This window comes from Serratia sp. SSNIH1 (assembly GCF_002935055.1).
Lineage (GTDB): Bacteria > Pseudomonadota > Gammaproteobacteria > Enterobacterales > Enterobacteriaceae > Serratia > Serratia nevei.
This window is the reverse complement of sequence record NZ_CP026383.1, coordinates 2030643-2048295: the sequence shown is the minus strand read 5'-3', so window position 1 is coordinate 2048295 and position 17653 is coordinate 2030643. Positions and strand designations below refer to the sequence as shown.

The window sequence follows — 17653 nt, the reverse complement described above, 5'->3', positions numbered from 1 at the left end:
GGTTGTGGAACTGGCTGATTTTTGTGAGGTAATTAACGAATCTGACCAAAATCAGTGGCTGTAAGCGGTTCCCGCCGCGAAGCGCGCCGGCGCTTCATTCACAGGCGAAAGCGGCATCATTCAGGCCCTCCTCTACGGAGACGGCCGCCGCCTTCATTCGCCCGTTTTTCAGAGGCCAACGCGCCCCGGAATACGGAGCGGCACGATTTTCTCAGTTCAGAGGATGACGATGACAACCCACGAAACCTCCTCCAAATCGCAGCAGGACCGCCTCAACCCTGTGGTTTTCTTCACCTCGGCGGGGCTGATCCTGGCCTTCTCGCTGATGACCATCTTTTTCACCGACTTCTCCGGGCAGTGGATCACCCGCACGCTGAATTGGGTGTCGGCCACCTTCGGTTGGTACTACCTGCTGGCGGCGACGCTGTACATCGTGTTCGTGGTGTTTATCGCCGCTTCGCGCTTCGGTTCGATCAAGCTCGGGCCGGAGCAGTCCAAGCCGGAATTCAGCCTGATGAGCTGGGCGGCGATGCTGTTCGCCGCCGGCATCGGCATCGACCTGATGTTCTTCTCGGTCGCCGAGCCGGTGACCCAGTACATGATGCCGCCGGAAGGTGACGCGCAAACGCTGGAAGCCGCGCGCCAGGCGATGGTCTGGACGCTCTTCCACTACGGCCTGACCGGCTGGTCGATGTATGCGCTGATGGGCATCGCCCTCGGCTACTTCAGCTATCGCTACAATCTGCCGTTGACCATCCGCTCGGCGCTGTACCCGATCTTCGGTAAGCGCATCAACGGCCCGATCGGCCACAGCGTGGACATCGCCGCGGTGCTCGGCACCATCTTCGGCATCGCCACCACGCTGGGCATCGGCGTGGTGCAGCTCAACTACGGCCTCAAGGTGCTGTTCGAGATCCCGGAAAACCTGACGGTGCAGGGCTCGCTGATCCTGCTGTCGGTGATCATGGCCACCATCTCGGTCACCTCGGGCGTCAACAAGGGCATCCGCATCCTGTCCGAGCTGAACGTGCTGCTGGCGCTGGGCCTGATCCTGTTTGTGCTGTTCTTCGGCGACACCGAGTTCCTGCTCAACGCGCTGGTGCTCAACGTCGGCGATTACGTCAATCGCTTTATGGGCATGACGCTCAACAGCTTCGCCTTCGATCGGCCGGTGGAGTGGATGAACAACTGGACGCTGTTCTTCTGGGCCTGGTGGGTGGCGTGGTCGCCGTTCGTCGGCCTGTTCCTGGCGCGCATCTCGCGCGGGCGCACCATTCGCCAGTTCGTGGTCGGCACGCTGATCATACCATTCGTGTTCACCCTGCTGTGGCTGTCTATCTTCGGCAACAGCGCGCTGTACCAGATCATTCACGGTAACGCCGAGTTTGCGCAGGAAGTGATGCAGTTCCCGGAGCGCGGCTTCTACAGCCTGCTGGCGCAATACCCCGGCTTCACCTTCAGCGCCTCGGTGGCCACCATCACCGGCCTGCTGTTCTACGTCACCTCGGCGGACTCCGGCTCGCTGGTGCTGGGCAACTTCACCTCGCGCCTGGCCGACATCAATAATGATGCGCCGAACTGGCTGCGGATTTTCTGGTCGGTGGCCATCGGCCTGCTGACCATCGGCATGCTGATGACCGACGGCGTGCCGGCGTTGCAGAAAACCACGGTGATCATGGGCCTGCCGTTCAGCTTCGTGATCTTCTTCGTGATGGCCGGGCTGTATAAATCGCTGCGGGTGGAAGACTACCGTAAGGCCAGTGCGCTCAGCACCCTGGCGCCGGTGCCGGTCTCCAGCCACGACGTGCTCAACTGGAAACAGCGTCTGTCGCGGGTGATGAACTACCCGGGCACCCAGTACACGCAGAAAATGTTGGATAAGGTTTGCCGTCCGGCGATGCAGGACGTGGCGCGCGAGCTGGAGCTGCGCGGCGCGAAAGTGGAGTTCAGCGAAGTGCCGCCGACCGAAGACGAGCGTCTGAACCACCTGGAGCTGCTGGTGCGCCTGGGCGAGGAACAGAACTTTATCTATCAGATCTGGCCGATGCGCTACTCGGTGCCGGGCTTCACCTACCGCGCCCGCTCCGGCAAGTCGCACTACTACCGGCTGGAAACCTTCCTGATGGAAGGCACCCAGGGCAACGACCTGATGGACTACAGCAAGGAACAGGTGATTGGCGATATCCTCGACCAGTACGAGAAGCACCTGAACTTCCTGCACATTCATCGCGAAGCGCCGGGGGGCACCCTGACCTTCCCGGATATGTGACGGTCGATAAATAACGAAAGGGCGTAGCCAGGCTACGCCCTTTTTTATGCCTGCTCGGCCGGCAAGTCGGCTTTCAGCAGCACCAGGGAACCGGCCAGCAACACCAGATCCTTGATTAAAAAGCTGGTGGCGCCGGCCATGGCCGGAAAACCGCCGGCGGAAGGCTCCCAGGCCCCCGGCGTGGAAAAGATCAGCGTCAGCGTAGTCAGGTAGGTCACCGTCGAACCGATCGCCCCCAGCAACCCCAGCCGCCGCGACCAGAATCCCGCCAGCAGCAGCAAGCCGAAGCTCCACTCGGCGACGCCCAGCGCATAACTGGCGCCGCGGATGCCGAACGCTTGATGCATCCAGCTCAGCAGCGGGCTGTTGCCGATCAGCGGTACCAGCCCCTGCGCCTCGTAATCAAACCACTTGGCGTAACCGAAGGCGGCGAAGATCACCACCAGCGCCGCGCGCATAAAGATAACGTCCCCGTTCGAGCGCTGAAAGCGCCGCAGCCATGTCGCCAGCATCATCCTCTCTCCTTATGTTGCCCACGGCCGCCGCGGATCGCCCGCTTGCGGCCGCGGGGTGCGGCGGCTTAGTGCCCCATCGCGTCCTTCTTCATTTCGTCTTTCTTCATGCCGTCTTTGGCCATACCGTCTTTCGCCATGCCATCCTTTTTCATGGCGTCTTTGCCCATCTTGTCTTTCTTCATGCAGTCCTTGCCCATGCACTCTTTCTTCATGCCGTCTTTGGCCATGCCGTCGTGCGACATCTGGCTCATGCCGTCCTTTTTCATCGCGTCTTTACTCATGCCATCGGCGGCGTTGGCGCCGGCCACGCCCAGCATCAGCGCGCTGCACATCATCATTGCGAATAACTTTTTCATGGTATTTCCTTTCGTCATGTCAAAGGCACCGGGGTGCCGGAGAATGGCCGGCGGCCGCCTCAGCTGCCGCCAAACCAGTTGTAACCCTGGTCTTCCCAGTAACCGCCCGGGAAGCGGTTGGTGACCTCGATCACCTGAATGTGTTTCGGGTTCTTGTAGCCCAGCTTGGTCGGCATGCGCAGCTTCATCGGGTAGCCGTACTTGCGCGGCAAGATCTGGCCGTCATAGGTCAGCGCAATAATCGTCTGCGGGTGCAGCGCGGTGGCCATGTCGATGCTGGTGTAGTAATCGTCGGCGCATTTGAAGCTGACGTAGCGGGCGCTCAGATCCGCGCCGATCGCCTTGAGAAAGGTCGCGAACGGCACGCCGCCCCACTTGCCGATGGCGCTCCAGCCCTCGACGCAAATATGGCGCGTCACCTGGCTGACCTGCGCCATCCGGTGCAGCTGCGGCAGGCTCCAGGCGCGTTTGTCCTGCACCCGTCCGGCCACCTCCAGCCGGTAGTCGTCGCCGTTGATGTCCGGCGCGTCCTCCTCGGCGTAGAAAGCGTTGAACGGGAACGGCCGGGTGATCATCGATTCCGGGTAGACCGGCGCCAGGCGATCGCCATTGAACAGCCAGCCCTGTACCCGATCGTTGAAGCGCGAGATGCGGCTCAGCGCCTGTTCGACGTTGGCGTTATCGCTGAGATCGCAGCCGGTGAGCATGGCGATGCCGCCCAGCGTCAGGCCGTTGCGCAAAAAGCGGCGGCGCGAAGGCGCACTCAACAGCCGCTGCGCTTCTTTGACGATCGCCTGCCCTTCAATGATCGTCATGATCTGTTTATCCTTTTCCATCATTCACTCCTTAGCGTCCGCGCAGCATGGCCAGCAGCGTCCGCGGCACCAGCGCCACCATCACCAGGTGAATCGCGACGAAGGCCACCAGCGCCGACATGGCAAAAAAGTGGATATAGCGCGCCGCCTCATAACCGCCGAGCAGCGTGCGCAGCAGCGGAAACTGCACCGATTTCCACAGCACCAGCCCGGACAGCGCGCTCATCACGCCGAGGATCATCACCGACAGATAGGCCACGCGTTGCACCATGTTGTAGTGGCGCAGGTCGGCGTGTTGCAGCCTGCCGCGCAGCGCGGCGCCTGCATCGGCGAGAAACTGCCGTGGGCTGAGCGGCCAATACTTGCGTTTGAAACGCCCGCTGGCCAGGTTGATCAGCAGGTAGCACAGCCCGTTGACGCCGAACAGCCACATGCCGGCGAAGTGCCACTGCAGCGCGCCACCCAGCCAGCCGCCGAGCGTCAGCTCATTGAGAAAGCTGAAGTTGAACAGCGGCGAGGCGTTGTAGATGCGCCAGCCGCTGGTCACCATGATCAGCATCGCCAGCGCATTCAGCCAGTGCGTCAACCGCAGCCACAGCGGATGCACCGTCTGTCGTTGTTCCGGGGTGAGAGTGAGGCTCATGCGAACTCCTGGCGACCAATGAGGCGATGAGCCGAGTATTCCCCGGATTTGTTCCCCAAGACCTCACGCAAAGTTAAATAAAATGTGATAACTCCGCCGGTGGGGGTTGTGTAGACTTCAGAGAGAAACGGGCAATCAGCGGTAATGAGAATGGACAAGCCAAAACGAATTTTGATCGTCGAGGACGACGGCGACATCGCCGAACTGCTGCAGCTGCATCTGCGCGACGAAGGTTACGCCATCAGCCACGCCGCCGACGGCAACCGGGGCATGGCGATGCTGGAACAGGGCGGCTGGGACGCCCTCATCCTCGATCTGATGCTGCCGGGCGTGGACGGATTGGAGATTTGCCGCCGGGCGCGCACCATGACGCGTTACACGCCGATCATCATCACCAGCGCGCGCTCCAGCGAGGTGCACCGCGTGCTGGGGCTGGAGCTGGGCGCCGACGACTATCTGGCCAAGCCCTTCTCCATGCTGGAGCTGGTGGCGCGGGTCAAAGCGCTGTTTCGCCGCCAGGAAGCGATGAGCCGCAACCTGCGCATGGACGCCGGCGTGCTCAGCTTCAACGATCTGACCATCGACCCCATTGCCCGCGAAGTGCACCTGCATCAGCAGCCGGTCGAGCTGACGCCGCGCGAATTCGACCTGCTGTACTTTTTCGCCCGCCACCCGGGCCAGGTGTTCTCACGCCTGAGCCTGTTGAATCAGGTCTGGGGCTATCAGCACGAAGGGTATGAGCACACCGTCAACACCCATATCAACCGGCTGCGCATCAAGATCGAGCGCAACCCGGCGGAACCCGAGCGCATCCTCACGGTGTGGGGCATGGGCTATAAATTCGCGGCCGCGCCGCAAGAGTGAGCCATGAAAAACCTTACGTTAGCGCAACGCCTCACGCTGATCTTCGCGCTGCTGATCGTCATCGGCTGCGCCTTTTCCGGCTGGATGCAGGTGCGCAGCAGCACCCAGTACAGCCAGGCGGTGATCCAGCGCCTGTCCGGCAACCTGGCGCAGCATATTGCCGACAGCAACCCGCTGCTGGGGGTGAACGGGCCGGATCCGCAGGCGGTGCATACCCTGTTCGATCAGCTGATGGCGGTGAATCCCAGCGTTGAGGTTTACCTGCTCGACAAACAGGGCGCGATTATCGGCAACGCCGCGCCGGCCGGGCATCTGAAGCGGCAGCGGGTCGCGTTGCCGCCGCTGCAGGCGCTGCTCGGTGGCGCGCCGATGCCAGTGTATGGCGACGATCCGCGCAGCGCGGACGAGCGCAAGGTGTTCAGCGTCGCGCCGCTTAAGGTCGATGGCCGGATCGAAGGCTATCTGTACGTGGTGCTGCTCGGCGAAGAGTACACGGCGCTGGCCAGCAACGCCCAGTTCAACTCGGCGGTCAGGATGGCGCTGTGGACCTCCGGGCTGATGGTGCTGTTCAGTCTGCTGGCCGGCGGTTTCGCGTTTTATTGGGTGACGCGCCCTATCCGTCGCCTGACCCGGCAGGTCAGCGCACTGGACAGCGGCGGCATCGAGGCGGTGCAGGCCTACGCGGCGCTGCCGGCGGTACGGGCCGGGCGCGACGAAGTCAGCCAGCTGCAGCAGGCTTTCCACCGCATGGCGCAGCGCCTTGCCGAACAGTGGCAAACGCTGGCGCAGCAGGATCGGCTGCGGCGTGAGTTCATCGCCAACGTCTCGCACGATCTGCGCACCCCGCTCACCTCGCTGCACGGCTATCTGGAAACGCTGTCGGTCAAGGCCGCCACCCTGAGCGAAGCCGATCGGCGGCGCTATCTGGAGATCGCGCTGGCTCAGAGCCGCAAGGTGGGCAAGCTGGCGCAGGAGCTGTTCGAGCTGGCGCGGCTGGAGTACGGCGTGGTGAAACCGCAGAAAGAGCCTTTTTCCCTCAGCGAGCTGTTGCAGGACGTGTTCCAAAAGTTCGAGCTGGCGGCGGAGGCGCGCAACCAGCGGCTGCATGCCGACATTCCCCCCGGCATTCCGCCGGTGTTCGCCGATCTCAGCATGATTGAGCGGGTGCTGACCAACCTGTTGGACAACGCCATTCGCCATACGCCGCCCGGCGGCGACATCGGCGTGCGGCTGTGGCGGCAGGACGATCGGGTGATGGTGCAGGTCAGCGACAGCGGCCCCGGCATTCCGCAGACGCTGCGCGCCGATCTGTTCGTGCGCCCGTCTGTCCTGAGCGGCGCCCGGCGCCCTTCCGGCGGACTGGGCCTGATGATCGTGCGACGCATTCTGCAGCTGCACGACAGCGATATTCAGCTGATCGAACAAGCGCAAAGCGGCGCCTGCTTCCGCTTTGCCATTCCGCCGCGTTAATCGAGGCAGCTGCGATCGACGCTGATAAATTTGTCGTTATAGATAATGAATTTCTGCCCCTTCAGCCGAATACCGGCATGGGTCAGCGTATCGCCGGGGCGCAGGTATTCGGTGACGCCCTCTTCATCGGTGCTGTTACAGCCCGGCTTGAGCAGGAACTTGAAGTAGGTGTTGCCGGTGTTGGTGAGCGTACCGCGCTGGGTATCGAGCCGATAGGCAAAGTTTACCTGACGCGGGCGCACCACCAGAATGGTGTCCATCACCACGATCGGCTCCAGGTTGACGCCGGCGCCCCGACGCGGCCCCGGCTCGAACAATCGGGTCGGCACTTCGCGAAATGACACCCGGTAATAACGCTCGCGATTATCCTGCGGCCCGCGGTAGAAAAACTTGTAGTACTCCGCCTGCCCGGCCTGCAGCGTCAGCTGGCGCGGCGCAAACAGCAGCTCGCCGTCCGCCGGCCGGCTGCGCACCTCGCGCTCTCCCGGCCGATCGATGGCGCGAATGCTCACCTGATACAGGCGCGCGCCGCGGTTGTTATTCAACACCCGCTTGGCGGTGAATGAGCGATCCTGATCCATGGCAAACGTCAGGGTACCGACATTGATCGCGGCGGCGGTAAAGGGGAAGGACAAACCCAGCAACCCTATCAGCACAAGTTTCACGCCCTGCCCTCAATTGATGTTACGCCAGGTGGCTTCGACATGAATTTCACCGGCGGCGCTGACGTCACCATACCAACCGTTGCCGTCGACGGTTCTCAGCGAGATCGGATTGTTCATCGGAATGCTAAAGGTCACGCGGGTCTTGTTCAGCACCCCCACTTCACCGGAGATATCATTCCACGGCGTGCTGCTCCAGAGCGCATTGGTCATGTCGTGCCACTGGCCATCGCAGCCGGCGGCGAAGCTCTGCTGACCGTTGGTGCTGGTGGTGATGCCGAGGGTGGCGGGGAACGGCACCTGGGTACTGTTATCCGCAGAAGAAAAGAGGCAATAGTTCACCCCGTTGATCGCCTGAGTCGGCCCGGTCGCCATCACCCTCACCTGATCGGCGGCGGTTTTGCCGCTGGTGGTCACGAAGTAGCCGAACTCCAGCGCCGGCTCCGCCGGACCGACATAACCTTCACGGTGTGGGCTGTTGTCGTAATCATCGGAAATAATGCTGATGCTGAAATCGCGCGGCTTGATAATCAGCTGGTTTGAAGTGGAAAACTCATACCATCCCGACTCCGGCGAAGTGGTGTTCTGAAAACGGAAATTGATCAGATCGCGGGTGCCGCTGTCGGAAATCCCCAGCGCGACCATCTGTTTGAAGAAGTTACTGGAGAAGAACACATAGACGGCGTTGCTGCTCTTCAGCTCGTTAAACGTATAGTAGCTGCCGGTGCCCGACGTGTTTTTCCAGGTGTTGCCGTTCAGACTGAACTGCAGATCGGCGGCGTTCACCGCTGAGGACAGCGCCGCATGGTTAATCGCCGGGAAAATATGAATCGAGGTATTGCTCACGCTGCCGTCGGTCTGCAAATCGTAGCTGACCATCTTGCACATGATGCCTGAGCGGGCGCCGATGGTCTGGTTCTTGCAATCGGCATTGCCCTCGCCGATGATCGGCACCCCATCGCTGTTGACGAACACCTCCGATACGGCGTTGGTATTGATAAAGCGCAGGTGGGCCGCCTTGCTGTGCGTGACGGTGCGCTTGTACCAGCTGCCGCTGGCCTGATCCCGACAGCGGCCGCCGGCCGCGGCGTCGTAAGCCACCGACGTTTGGCAGCCGTTGATCTGCATGCTGAAAGCTTCACCCGCTGCCATCTGCTTCAGATACTGATAGAAGCTCGGCGACATCATGCCGTGCATCCATTTTGCGCCGCCGGGCGTGACCACGGTGCCGTAAAATCCCTTTTCGTCGGTGGTCTGCGGCAGAATCAAGCTGGTATCCATATTGCAACCGGCATACCAGTTGATGCAGCGCAGGCCGAGGAACGGATTCTTTATCGGCGCATTTTCCAGCCACATGTCATAGCGCCAGTTGGCATTCAGCCCCGTGTTGTAACCATTATCCACGTACCCCAGGCTCTGCTGATAGACAGTGCCGGAACCGCCGTATTTCAGCCCGGTCCACTTATTGGCGCCGGTCATGCGCGGATCCAGCCCGCCGGCCGGCGTGACGAAAAAGTTGTCGTCGGCGTTGTTCTCCACGAAGACAAATTTCATTACCGCCGCATCCGGCCAGTTGGTCTGGCTGACCGCCGCCTGCAGCGCGGGGGCGACCAGCGCCAACAAGAACAACAACAGCGCAACGTTAGCTCTCATGGTCAAACTCCCCGGATGACATATTGCCTGCATAGGTTTTCAGCCCGGTGCAGATCACGTCGCCGACCCACACGGCGCCTTGCGCCTTGCTGAGATCCAAATCCACCTCGCATGTCTGATTGCCGCCGTGGGTAAAATCGATAACCGGGAATTTCTTGTCGACATCCATGATAAATTCGCCTTTCTCATCGGTGCGGGTGCGGCCGATATGGTTCTTGATATAGGCGTTGGCCAGCAGCGTGCCGTCCTCCGCTTTGATGCGGCCAAACACCGTCACCATCTGTTTTATCTCCGGCGAGATCACCGCCACGTTGCCCGGATACAGGGTGAGCTTGCTCTTGCGCCTGGTGACGATGTCGAAGCTCTCCGCCGAGTTTTTGTTGTTCATCAGCTCAACGTCGTACTGACCGTACGGCGACAACGGCAGGTAATTCTTATTGCCGCTCAGCTTCACCATCCGGCCGTCAACCCGCGCGGTCAGCAGGCCGTCGTTTTCAATGCCGGTATTGAAGATAATCCCGGCGTTGCCTTCGTTGCGGCCACTGATGGCAATATCACGCCCTTGCCAACCCATGCTGCCGCTCGCGGTCAGGCTGCTGTTAACGTAGCCGTCGGCGGAGCTGCTGACGTTGAGCGTGCCGGCCGAATACTTGGTGTCGAAGCGCGCATAGCCACCACCGTTGAAGCGGTTGTCGCCGCGGGTATCACCGGAAATCGCCCGCGACAGGTTGGCCCCCAGGGTGCGGATCGGCCCGTCCTTGATGTCCTTGCGCGCCGCCAGGTTGGCGGTGGTGTAACCGTTTTGATTGGAAACGCCGGCGCTGAGCCAGTTCCCCATCGGCAGTGAAAAATCGAGCGCGATGTACTTGCCGGTATTGGCGTTGCTGCTGCCGTTGTTGTAGCGCTGCACGCCCGCCCGTACGCCCAGCGTGCCGAAGCGGCCGGTAAAGATGTTCTGGTAATAGTCGGCGTTGTAATAGTGACTGTCGTTCTTCTTATCGTCGTTGTAGCTGGCGCTCAGGGTGCCCAACGGAGACCACAGCGCCCCCAGATTAAGGCTGCCGCCAACGGCGCGGTTATAGGCGTCATTTTGCAACAGACGATCGCCAATCTGCGTTTTCTCCTGATTGATCCATACGCTGCTGAAGCCGCCGGGCAACGCGGCGCTGACGCTGTTGACCAAACTCCAGGAGCGATCGGATGCCGCCATATTTTGCAGGTTGATCTGAATCGACTCGGTCACCGGCAGGCTGACGCGACTCTCGCCGACGGCGTTGCCGTCAAACGAATACCCCGACAGCGCCCAATTAAGCGTTTGCAGATTGCCGATAGCCGAAGCGCCAAGCAAATAAGAGTCCTTTGCCGGGCGGTGGCGTTCCCGTTCGCCGCGCCAGTCGTCCATGCGCAGCATCCCGCCCCAGAATTGCCAGGCCAGCGGCGCATTCGCACCTCGATTGGGGCTGAACAATTTATTCACTCGCTGCATGCGTTTATCGACCACTTTGCCGTTGACCACGACCTCCACCTCTACGTCATAGATACCGTAGGGCAAACTGCCGGTGTCCACTTCATGATTGCCCATCGTGAAGTTTTGTACGCTGAGCAGCCGCCCGTCGCGCGACAGATGCACCTCGCCGGCCGAGGGGAAAAAAACCACGATCGGCGTCAGCGATTGGGAATTATCGAATACCGTCGAGTTGGCGCGGTTACCGTAGGACAGACCATAAATCTTGCTCGAGTTGATGGTCGTGACCGGCCCCAGCGACTGCAGATTCCAGCTGTCCAGCATGCCGGCAGCGAAACGGCGGCCGGCGAAATCACGCTCGTACATCGCTTTGTACAGCGTGGCGTTTTCATCGCCGCTGCCGATACCGTAGATGGAACCGTTCAACTCCACGTGGTGTTCACGCAACGCCGTGACGCTGTTGAGCGATAAATAACTGGAGGTGTTGCCTTCGCTGGCGCGGGCCCGGTTATCGTAGACCCCGAGGTTATAATCCAGCGTGCTGCTTACGGCATCCACGCTGGACGCGCCGATGTCGCTGGAGCGGGCGCGCAGCACCGTCCCCAACGCGGATTCTTTCACCACCAGCTGCAGGTTGAGCTGCCGGACATCCAGCGCCAGCCAGGCGTCGTCCGCGATCCGGATATGCTGCTGCCGATCGAATGGCGCATCCTGCAAAGCCTGCAGCTGGCCGGCAATCGCCGCCGTCAGCCGGGCGCCGTCGTCGTTATCCTCCAGCGTCACCCGACGAATCTTTAGCCGGTCCTGATCCAGGTAGAGAAAGGCATGGCCGATGCGGCTGTCGTCTTTGACGCCATCGCTCTTTTCATAATGCAACAACAGCGGAATACTCATCCCCTCGCGCAACGCCAGGCTGAAAGTGTGCGGGATCAGCACGCCGTTAATCTGCGTCAAACCGGCCGCCATCGCCATACGGCCAGGCAACAGCATCGGGAGCGCCAGCGCACCGGCAGCCAAAAGCGTTCTCAACAGCACAGCGTTCACATGCCACTCCTTGCGTGATTGTTTTGCATCCATCGTGGATAACGCGCGCATTACTTCACCGGGATAAACTGTTCGCCGTGCCACAGCGCGACGCGTCCTTTTTTATCGTTGACGTCAACCTTGCTGAAGGCGCGATCCTTCCCCGGCATCACGAAATAGTTTTCCTTGCAGTCGCTGCCGTCTTGCTTGTTCCTGCAATTGCCGTAGGCCACCACTTTGAACGTGGCGTTGCCGGTGTTTTTGATCCGTCCGTTGGCGAACTGATAGGCGAAGCGATCCTGCCGAGGCGCCACCACCAAAATGGTGCCGATGCGCGCCGACGTGGTGGCCACGGCATTACGCCGAGCCGAATTTTGCCCCGCCTCGCTCAGCGCCTGATCGAACCAAACGATGCGGTAGTAACGCTCCTGGGCATCATTCGGCCCCTTGTAGTAAAAGCGGATCACATCGCTGGCGTTGGCCGGCAAGATCAGGCTGGCGGGCGACAGCAGCATTTCATCCCGACTGCTCATCGGGATCACCGTACCGGAGGCCAGGGGACTGGAAATGCGTTCGATCTTGATGGTCACCAGCCGGCCGCTGTCGGTGGTGTTTTTGATTTCCTTGCTCAGGCGCGCGCTGTCGCCAGGCATGAAGGCGCTGATCTCACCCACATCGAGCGCCAAAGCCGGCCGCAGCAGCATTAACATCAGGGTGACGGCGAGAGAAAAGCGTGTCATTGCGGTATTCCACTGGCGTTGATGAGCGATAAATAGCAGGAGGTCTCCCCCCTGCCAGATGCAGATCGTTCGGGGGATTAGGAAGTCCAGGTCGCGTTGAACTCGACGCTGACGTCGCCGCTCCAGATACCTTCCGGCAGCGTGCTGAAATCCGTGACGGCGGTGGTGCCGTTTGACGTCGCGCCGATGATGCTGAAAGTGAACTGATCCTGCGCGCTGGTGCGGCCGGCCTGGTTGTAGGCGTTGGACAGGGCGCTCAGATTGCCGCCCAAAATGCCGGCGGTGGTGTCGATCATGGTGGTTTCAGCCGTTTTCCCGACCACCGCACCGTTATAGTTCACCCCGACTTCCAGCGTAGAACCGGAAGTATCCAGCTGAGTCAGCGTATTGGAGACCAGTTTTGAGGTCAGTTTGAAAGCGGTGGCCGTGGTATCGCCTTCCACGGTGACGTCAAACAGGCCTTTCTGGCTGTTGAAACCCTTAATGCCTTCTGCATAGTTGAAGGCCAGGCTGCCAATCGGCGTCACAACCAGTTTGCTGGTGGTGTCTTTCTTGGCGGTCGCAGACCAGGTTGCCAGCGCCTGAGCGGTAACGTCGGCGGCTTGAGCAGTGCTGACCGCTGCAAAGGCGGAAACGATCGCCAGAGCCAGTGTCATTTTCTTCATGGTATAACTCCCTTCAATGTTGAATATGTTTTCTTTCTTTCGTCCATTCTCAGCCAGCCGTTTGCATCACTGCGTTTAGCCAGTCTGCTTGACGCCACAAGAATATCCCCGGCCGATCAAAAAAGAATCATTAACTGTTAAAGTTCAAATATTTAGATTTAAATACTGCCATTAATGTTTTAACCCCCGTCAATCACATTAAAAAACGGGTTAAACCTTTGATGAAAGCACAATCACATTGTGGTTTAACCCCTGCGGGGCGGTTATTGTTTAACCACAAATACGCTCTGTTCGTCCTTCCCATGGCCGTGTGAAATTTCAGCGCCGGCGTTGTTCGGTGAGGGAAAAGATTGATTGGATTTACGCAGGAGCAGCAGCCAATCCAGATCGGCCGCTGTAGAGAAAAAGGGGGCTTCTCGCCCTGTGTCAGGAAGGGTATCGGGTTCTCAGGGAAAGAATAAGCCGCATAAAACCGGCCTGATTGAGGCCCAGTTTTCGCATAATATTCAGTTTATGGGAGCTTATGGTTTTGTAACTTCTCCGGGTCACGTTGGCGATGCTGCCTGGAGATGCACCGGCAACCATCATGGCCAAAACTCGCCATTCACTGTCAGATAATGCGGCTGCCGAATGCACCAGCCGGGCGCGAATATGCGGGGAACGATAGCCGGAGAACTTGCCCGCAGCCGCAATGGCGTCACTCAGGCAGTGCAATGGCTCCCCCTTTGCCACTATAGCTATGCGCGCATCTGCCGCCAACAACGCTAATATACCAGGGTGTTCTACCGCGGTGAAAATCACCAAGGGTATTTCCGGCCAGACATTTTTTGCCGTCAGAACGAACCGTAATACATCATACAAATATTCTCTCTGATGATATAACTCCATAATAAGCGCGCGAGGCTTTCCCTCTTTCAATACCCCCTCCAGCGCCCTCAGGGTGTCGATAAAATAGCTGTCACTTGATTGGGTAACGAGAAATGCTTCCATTCCTCTTCTCACTAAATAGCTGGGTTCAAAAAATAGCAGCGCATCACCGAAATCGGCTTTAACCATACATAATCACCATAATGAGGTAGAAAGCGGTAGAGAAAGGGAAATACCTCTCGTAAGCGCCACACGGCAACCCGCCAAATGAAAGTCGAACGTTTTATTTCAACACTGTAATATTTTTGTCATATCCACCGTCCTTCAATCGCGTTGGGCAGCGGCTATCAATGGTCAATTAATAAATTCAGCATTGTCGCTTTCCAAGCCTGAACAGATCTCCATTTTATGTTCACGCAAGATCTTGCAGCGCAGCAGGAATAAGCGGGAAATACCGGAAATGTAAGCCCTGACCTGATTGCTGCGCACCACCAGCAAAAACTCATCGCCGCTGCATTCTCCCGTTTGGTGCGCGGCGTAAGCCAGAATATCCCGATTCAGGCTGGCGTTGACCGTCGCCGAGGCATCAGGCAACGACATGAAAACCTTACAGTTGCCTGACTTTCCCAGGTAGCTCTCCTGCCGGGCTCCCGAGCCGCTGAAATAGGCCGTGACAGCAATAGCCATGAGGATCCCCCCCAGAACCATCGCGCTGAACATCAGCCACCCACGGCGGGAATAACCAAGATGAGAAGAGGCCCCGCCGATGACGGTGTCGGACGCCGGATTGGCCGCCGCTGCGGGCGCAGATCCCGGCACAGCCGCGGCAGGCTCCGCGTCGTGAATATCTTCCGCGTCCTCATAAGACTCGATGGTAATCTCATCACGCAACATAAAACCCACTTTAGGAACCGTAACAATGACCTCATCCTCGACGCCAAGGTTTTTAATCACCCGACGCAATTTGCTGACGCACTGATTGAGATTATTATTGCTGGACACCATGCCGTAATCGTCCCAGACCTTCTTGAATATCAGTTCACGCCCTACGGCCTCGCCATGGTGGGCAATCAACAGCAGCAACAACCGTTTGGAAGGACTGGATATGGATATGGGATCGTCAGAAAAATCTGTTGGGCTAAGGGTTCTGGTGTCTGCGTCAAAGAGAATATGGTCATTAAATCTATATTTCATTTTATTCACATGTTTTCACTATAGCGATCATTTATAGTTTGGCGTCAAATGTTAATGAAATATTAAATAAATATTTAATCAGGTAATTCGCGAAAATACCCAAGCACAGGCAAGAAAAACCACTCAATTAACGCCACGAAATACGCTTTGTCACCTCACCACCGTTTATATAGGATTTTTCTTGCAAACCATAACCAAAGGTTAACCAATCACCTCATTCATTGATATATTGACGCGACAAAAACCACAAAGTTAGTTTTTTGTGTCGCAAATTATCAATTTTAAGGAAAATCATCTCAAAAGAAGACCGCAGAACTAAATTTTAATAAAAAAATAATAACACGTGAATGTTGAGCATAATCACAGACCGCAGTCCATCCGTATTAGCCCGACGAATTAACGCGTTTGCCGCGTCGCAAATGTTAAATTTTAGGTTCAGCCAAGGCGATGGGAAACAATAATGAAAGGAAAAACTTACGAATGACGCCTGTCGCGTTTTCCGCAACAGGCGAAAACATTCGCGGTAGCTCATTGAACTGATGAGGGGAATATCAGGCTAAAGGTCAAGCAAGCAGAACCTCGGCCATCGGAACACTGCGCGCGAACCTCACCGTCGTGCAGCGTCATGATGGCGCGCACGATAGACAGCCCCAGCCCACTGGCATGATTGCCGGCGCTGCGCGCGGGATCGGCGCGATAGAAGCGATCGAACAGCTTTTCCAGCTGTGCCGGCGCGATCGGCGGCCCCTGATTGATAACCTGTACCCACCAGGCATCGGCGCGCCGTTCAGCCCGCAGGACGATCCGGCTGTTTTCGTCGGCATAACGCACTGCGTTAGCCACCAGGTTGCTCAACGCGCGCTGGAACAGCATCGCGTCCGCCTTCAGCGTTCCCTCACCTGCGCAGCTCAGCGCGATGCCGCGTTCTTCCGCCAGCCCCTCGAAGTAATCCGCCACCCGCCGCAGCTCCAGCGCCACATCCAGCCGACTGTAGTTCAGCAAGGATGCGTCAATGGCTTATTGGGGCTTATCCTGCCTCGGAAATATTGGACAATGCTTACGTCATGGAACTGTACGATGTAAGGGCGTTGGAAACCCGCGCCGAAGTAACCAAATCCTTATTTGATACCTATACCAGGATGGCGTACACCCGATATGAACGAGAACAGCTAATCATTAATGGTATCGGCCTGGCGATCGTCACTTTTGTGGCGCAATACCAAGCGAGATTGGTTTTCAGCGTACCGCTCAGGCCAGCGTTAGCCAGAATTTATGACTCGCTCTTGAAAAAACATGCGCATTGCGTACATTATTTGTACAACCAAGAGCTTGTTGAGGAAGGATTACATGTCATCGAAATACCGCCTGTTAACGGCAGAATCCCACCCAACTCCTATGAGCATAAAGGAACGGCACCAAAGAGAAATGCAAGCCTTCCACGAAGAATGGGCTGAACAAAGACGCCGCCAATGGCACGAACGCGGCGGTGCTGAAGCAAGTGAACTGCCCGCCAGTGGCATCGATACCGAACTTTCATCCTAATTCCGGTTCTTTCTTACTCTTCTTCCCCTGCCGTCAACAACGCAAGCCCCGCCTGCTCGATGGCCTCCCGCGCAGCGGCGGGCAACCCCTCGTCGGTAATGACGGCGTCAAAGGCGGCGATCGGCAGCGCCAGATAGGTCGCGATCTTGCCGTATTTCGAGGTGTCGCTGAGCAGAATGCAGCGGCGGCTGGCCTCGACGATGGCCTTCTTTACCATCACCTTGTCTTGGTTCGGCGTCGACAGACCGCGCATGCTCCACGAAGAGGCGGAGATAAACGCCAGATCGATAAACAGACCACGCAGCGCCTGCGCCGCCGCTTCGCCGACGCAGGAGCGATTCTCCCGGCACACGGTACCACCGGTGTGGATGATTCTGCACTGGCTGTTTTCAATCAGAAAGCCGGCGATGACAAAGTCGTTGGTCACCACCGTCAAATCGTCACGTTCACCGACCTGTTTCGCCAGCGCCAGCGTGGTGGTACCGGCATCCAGATAAATACAGCTATTGGCGGGAATTTGCCGCGCCGCCAGCCGGCCGATGGCGATTTTCTGCCGGCTGAACATCCCTTCTTTGGCCTGGTGCGAAGGTTCGCTCGCCACCCGCTCAGGCGCCTGCACGCCGCCCGAGACCGACTGCACCGCGCCCTGTTCCTCCAGCTTTTGCAAATCGCGGCGGATCGTCATGTGCGACACCCCCAGCCGTTCGGTCAGCTCGGCAATGCTAACGACGCCGCGTTCGGATACCAGCGCAAGAATTTGTTGATGGCGTTCTACAGGTATCACGGTTCCCTCTCGTTGCTGCGGTGATAATAATTGTGATTTTACGTCAATTTTCGTTCGCCGATAGCCCTAATTTTTCACGGCGTGACGGCGCGTGCAATGACGCCAGATAAGCATGAACTTATTTAA

Annotated in this window: 16 protein-coding genes and 1 pseudogene; 4 read left to right on the top strand and 13 right to left on the bottom strand. The window is 58.5% G+C overall.

Annotated features, from left to right (window positions below; translation table 11 throughout):
• The first annotated feature begins 229 nt into the window (after window positions 1–229).
• A complete protein-coding gene (locus C3F38_RS09925; protein ID WP_038881184.1) occupies window positions 230–2269 on the top strand; it encodes a choline transporter in 2040 nt (679 codons plus the stop codon).
• Between the two features lie 44 nt (window positions 2270–2313).
• Here the strand turns inward: C3F38_RS09925 and C3F38_RS09920 are convergent, their stop codons facing one another.
• The 4 genes from C3F38_RS09920 to C3F38_RS09905 form a co-directional block, all read right to left on the bottom strand.
• Window positions 2314–2784: a YkgB family protein gene (locus tag C3F38_RS09920; protein WP_033637683.1), complete on the bottom strand. Its 471-nt coding sequence runs from the start codon at window positions 2782–2784 to the stop codon at window positions 2314–2316.
• A gap of 65 nt (window positions 2785–2849) precedes the next feature.
• A complete protein-coding gene (locus tag C3F38_RS09915; RefSeq protein WP_033637682.1) occupies window positions 2850–3140 on the bottom strand; it encodes a pentapeptide MXKDX repeat protein in 291 nt (96 codons plus the stop codon).
• A gap of 59 nt (window positions 3141–3199) precedes the next feature.
• Window positions 3200–3976 carry a molybdopterin-dependent oxidoreductase gene (locus C3F38_RS09910; RefSeq protein ID WP_038880894.1) on the bottom strand — a complete coding sequence of 259 codons (777 nt, stop codon included), beginning with the start codon at window positions 3974–3976 and terminating at the stop codon, window positions 3200–3202.
• A 10-nt stretch (window positions 3977–3986) separates the two neighbouring features.
• The gene (locus C3F38_RS09905; protein WP_038880891.1) at window positions 3987–4598 is read right to left on the bottom strand and encodes a cytochrome b/b6 domain-containing protein; all 612 of its coding nucleotides are present in this window, start codon (window positions 4596–4598) and stop codon (window positions 3987–3989) included.
• A gap of 150 nt (window positions 4599–4748) precedes the next feature.
• Between C3F38_RS09905 and C3F38_RS09900 the strand changes: the two genes are divergently transcribed.
• Window positions 4749–5462, top strand: coding sequence for a response regulator transcription factor (locus C3F38_RS09900; RefSeq protein WP_047728196.1), 714 nt, complete (start codon window positions 4749–4751; stop codon window positions 5460–5462).
• 3 nt (window positions 5463–5465) lie between these two features.
• Window positions 5466–6932, top strand: a complete 1467-nt coding sequence (locus C3F38_RS09895; protein ID WP_038880885.1) for a HAMP domain-containing sensor histidine kinase — start codon at window positions 5466–5468, stop codon at window positions 6930–6932.
• Here the strand turns inward: C3F38_RS09895 and C3F38_RS09890 are convergent.
• The 8 genes and pseudogenes from C3F38_RS09890 to C3F38_RS09855 all read right to left on the bottom strand — a co-directional run.
• Entirely contained in the window at window positions 6929–7588 is a 660-nt protein-coding gene (locus tag C3F38_RS09890; RefSeq protein ID WP_094300710.1) for a fimbria/pilus periplasmic chaperone, read from the bottom strand. The genes C3F38_RS09895 and C3F38_RS09890 overlap by 4 nt on opposite strands.
• A gap of 18 nt (window positions 7589–7606) precedes the next feature.
• Entirely contained in the window at window positions 7607–9247 is a 1641-nt protein-coding gene (locus C3F38_RS09885; protein WP_047728198.1) for a hypothetical protein, read from the bottom strand.
• A complete protein-coding gene (locus C3F38_RS09880) occupies window positions 9237–11789 on the bottom strand; it encodes a CS1-pili formation C-terminal domain-containing protein (protein ID WP_055316065.1) in 2553 nt (850 codons plus the stop codon). Before C3F38_RS09880 ends, C3F38_RS09885 begins: the two co-directional genes overlap by 11 nt.
• Window positions 11790–11806: 17 nt before the next feature.
• Window positions 11807–12475: a hypothetical protein gene (locus C3F38_RS09875; protein ID WP_038880871.1), complete on the bottom strand. Its 669-nt coding sequence runs from the start codon at window positions 12473–12475 to the stop codon at window positions 11807–11809.
• 77 nt (window positions 12476–12552) lie between these two features.
• Window positions 12553–13140 carry a common pilus major fimbrillin subunit EcpA gene (locus C3F38_RS09870; RefSeq protein ID WP_004939148.1) on the bottom strand — a complete coding sequence of 196 codons (588 nt, stop codon included), beginning with the start codon at window positions 13138–13140 and terminating at the stop codon, window positions 12553–12555.
• Window positions 13141–13566: 426 nt separating this feature from the next.
• Complete coding sequence (locus C3F38_RS09865; protein ID WP_038880865.1) at window positions 13567–14196, bottom strand: LuxR C-terminal-related transcriptional regulator; 630 nt, start codon at window positions 14194–14196, stop codon at window positions 13567–13569.
• Between the two features lie 165 nt (window positions 14197–14361).
• Window positions 14362–15201 (bottom strand): winged helix-turn-helix domain-containing protein, encoded by an 840-nt coding sequence (locus C3F38_RS09860; protein WP_038880862.1) that lies wholly within the window; start codon window positions 15199–15201, stop codon window positions 14362–14364.
• Window positions 15202–15729: 528 nt separating this feature from the next.
• A pseudogene (locus C3F38_RS09855) lies at window positions 15730–16206 on the bottom strand (ATP-binding protein); the annotation flags it as partial.
• A 59-nt stretch (window positions 16207–16265) separates the two neighbouring features.
• Between C3F38_RS09855 and C3F38_RS09850 the strand changes: the two are divergent.
• Window positions 16266–16655 carry a hypothetical protein gene (locus C3F38_RS09850; RefSeq protein ID WP_225984345.1) on the top strand — a complete coding sequence of 130 codons (390 nt, stop codon included), beginning with the start codon at window positions 16266–16268 and terminating at the stop codon, window positions 16653–16655.
• Between the two features lie 101 nt (window positions 16656–16756).
• On the opposite strand, the gene ygbI is transcribed toward C3F38_RS09850, so the two are convergent.
• Window positions 16757–17527, bottom strand: coding sequence for a DNA-binding transcriptional repressor YgbI (ygbI, locus tag C3F38_RS09845; protein WP_055316056.1), 771 nt, complete (start codon window positions 17525–17527; stop codon window positions 16757–16759).
• Window positions 17528–17653 lie beyond the last annotated feature (126 nt).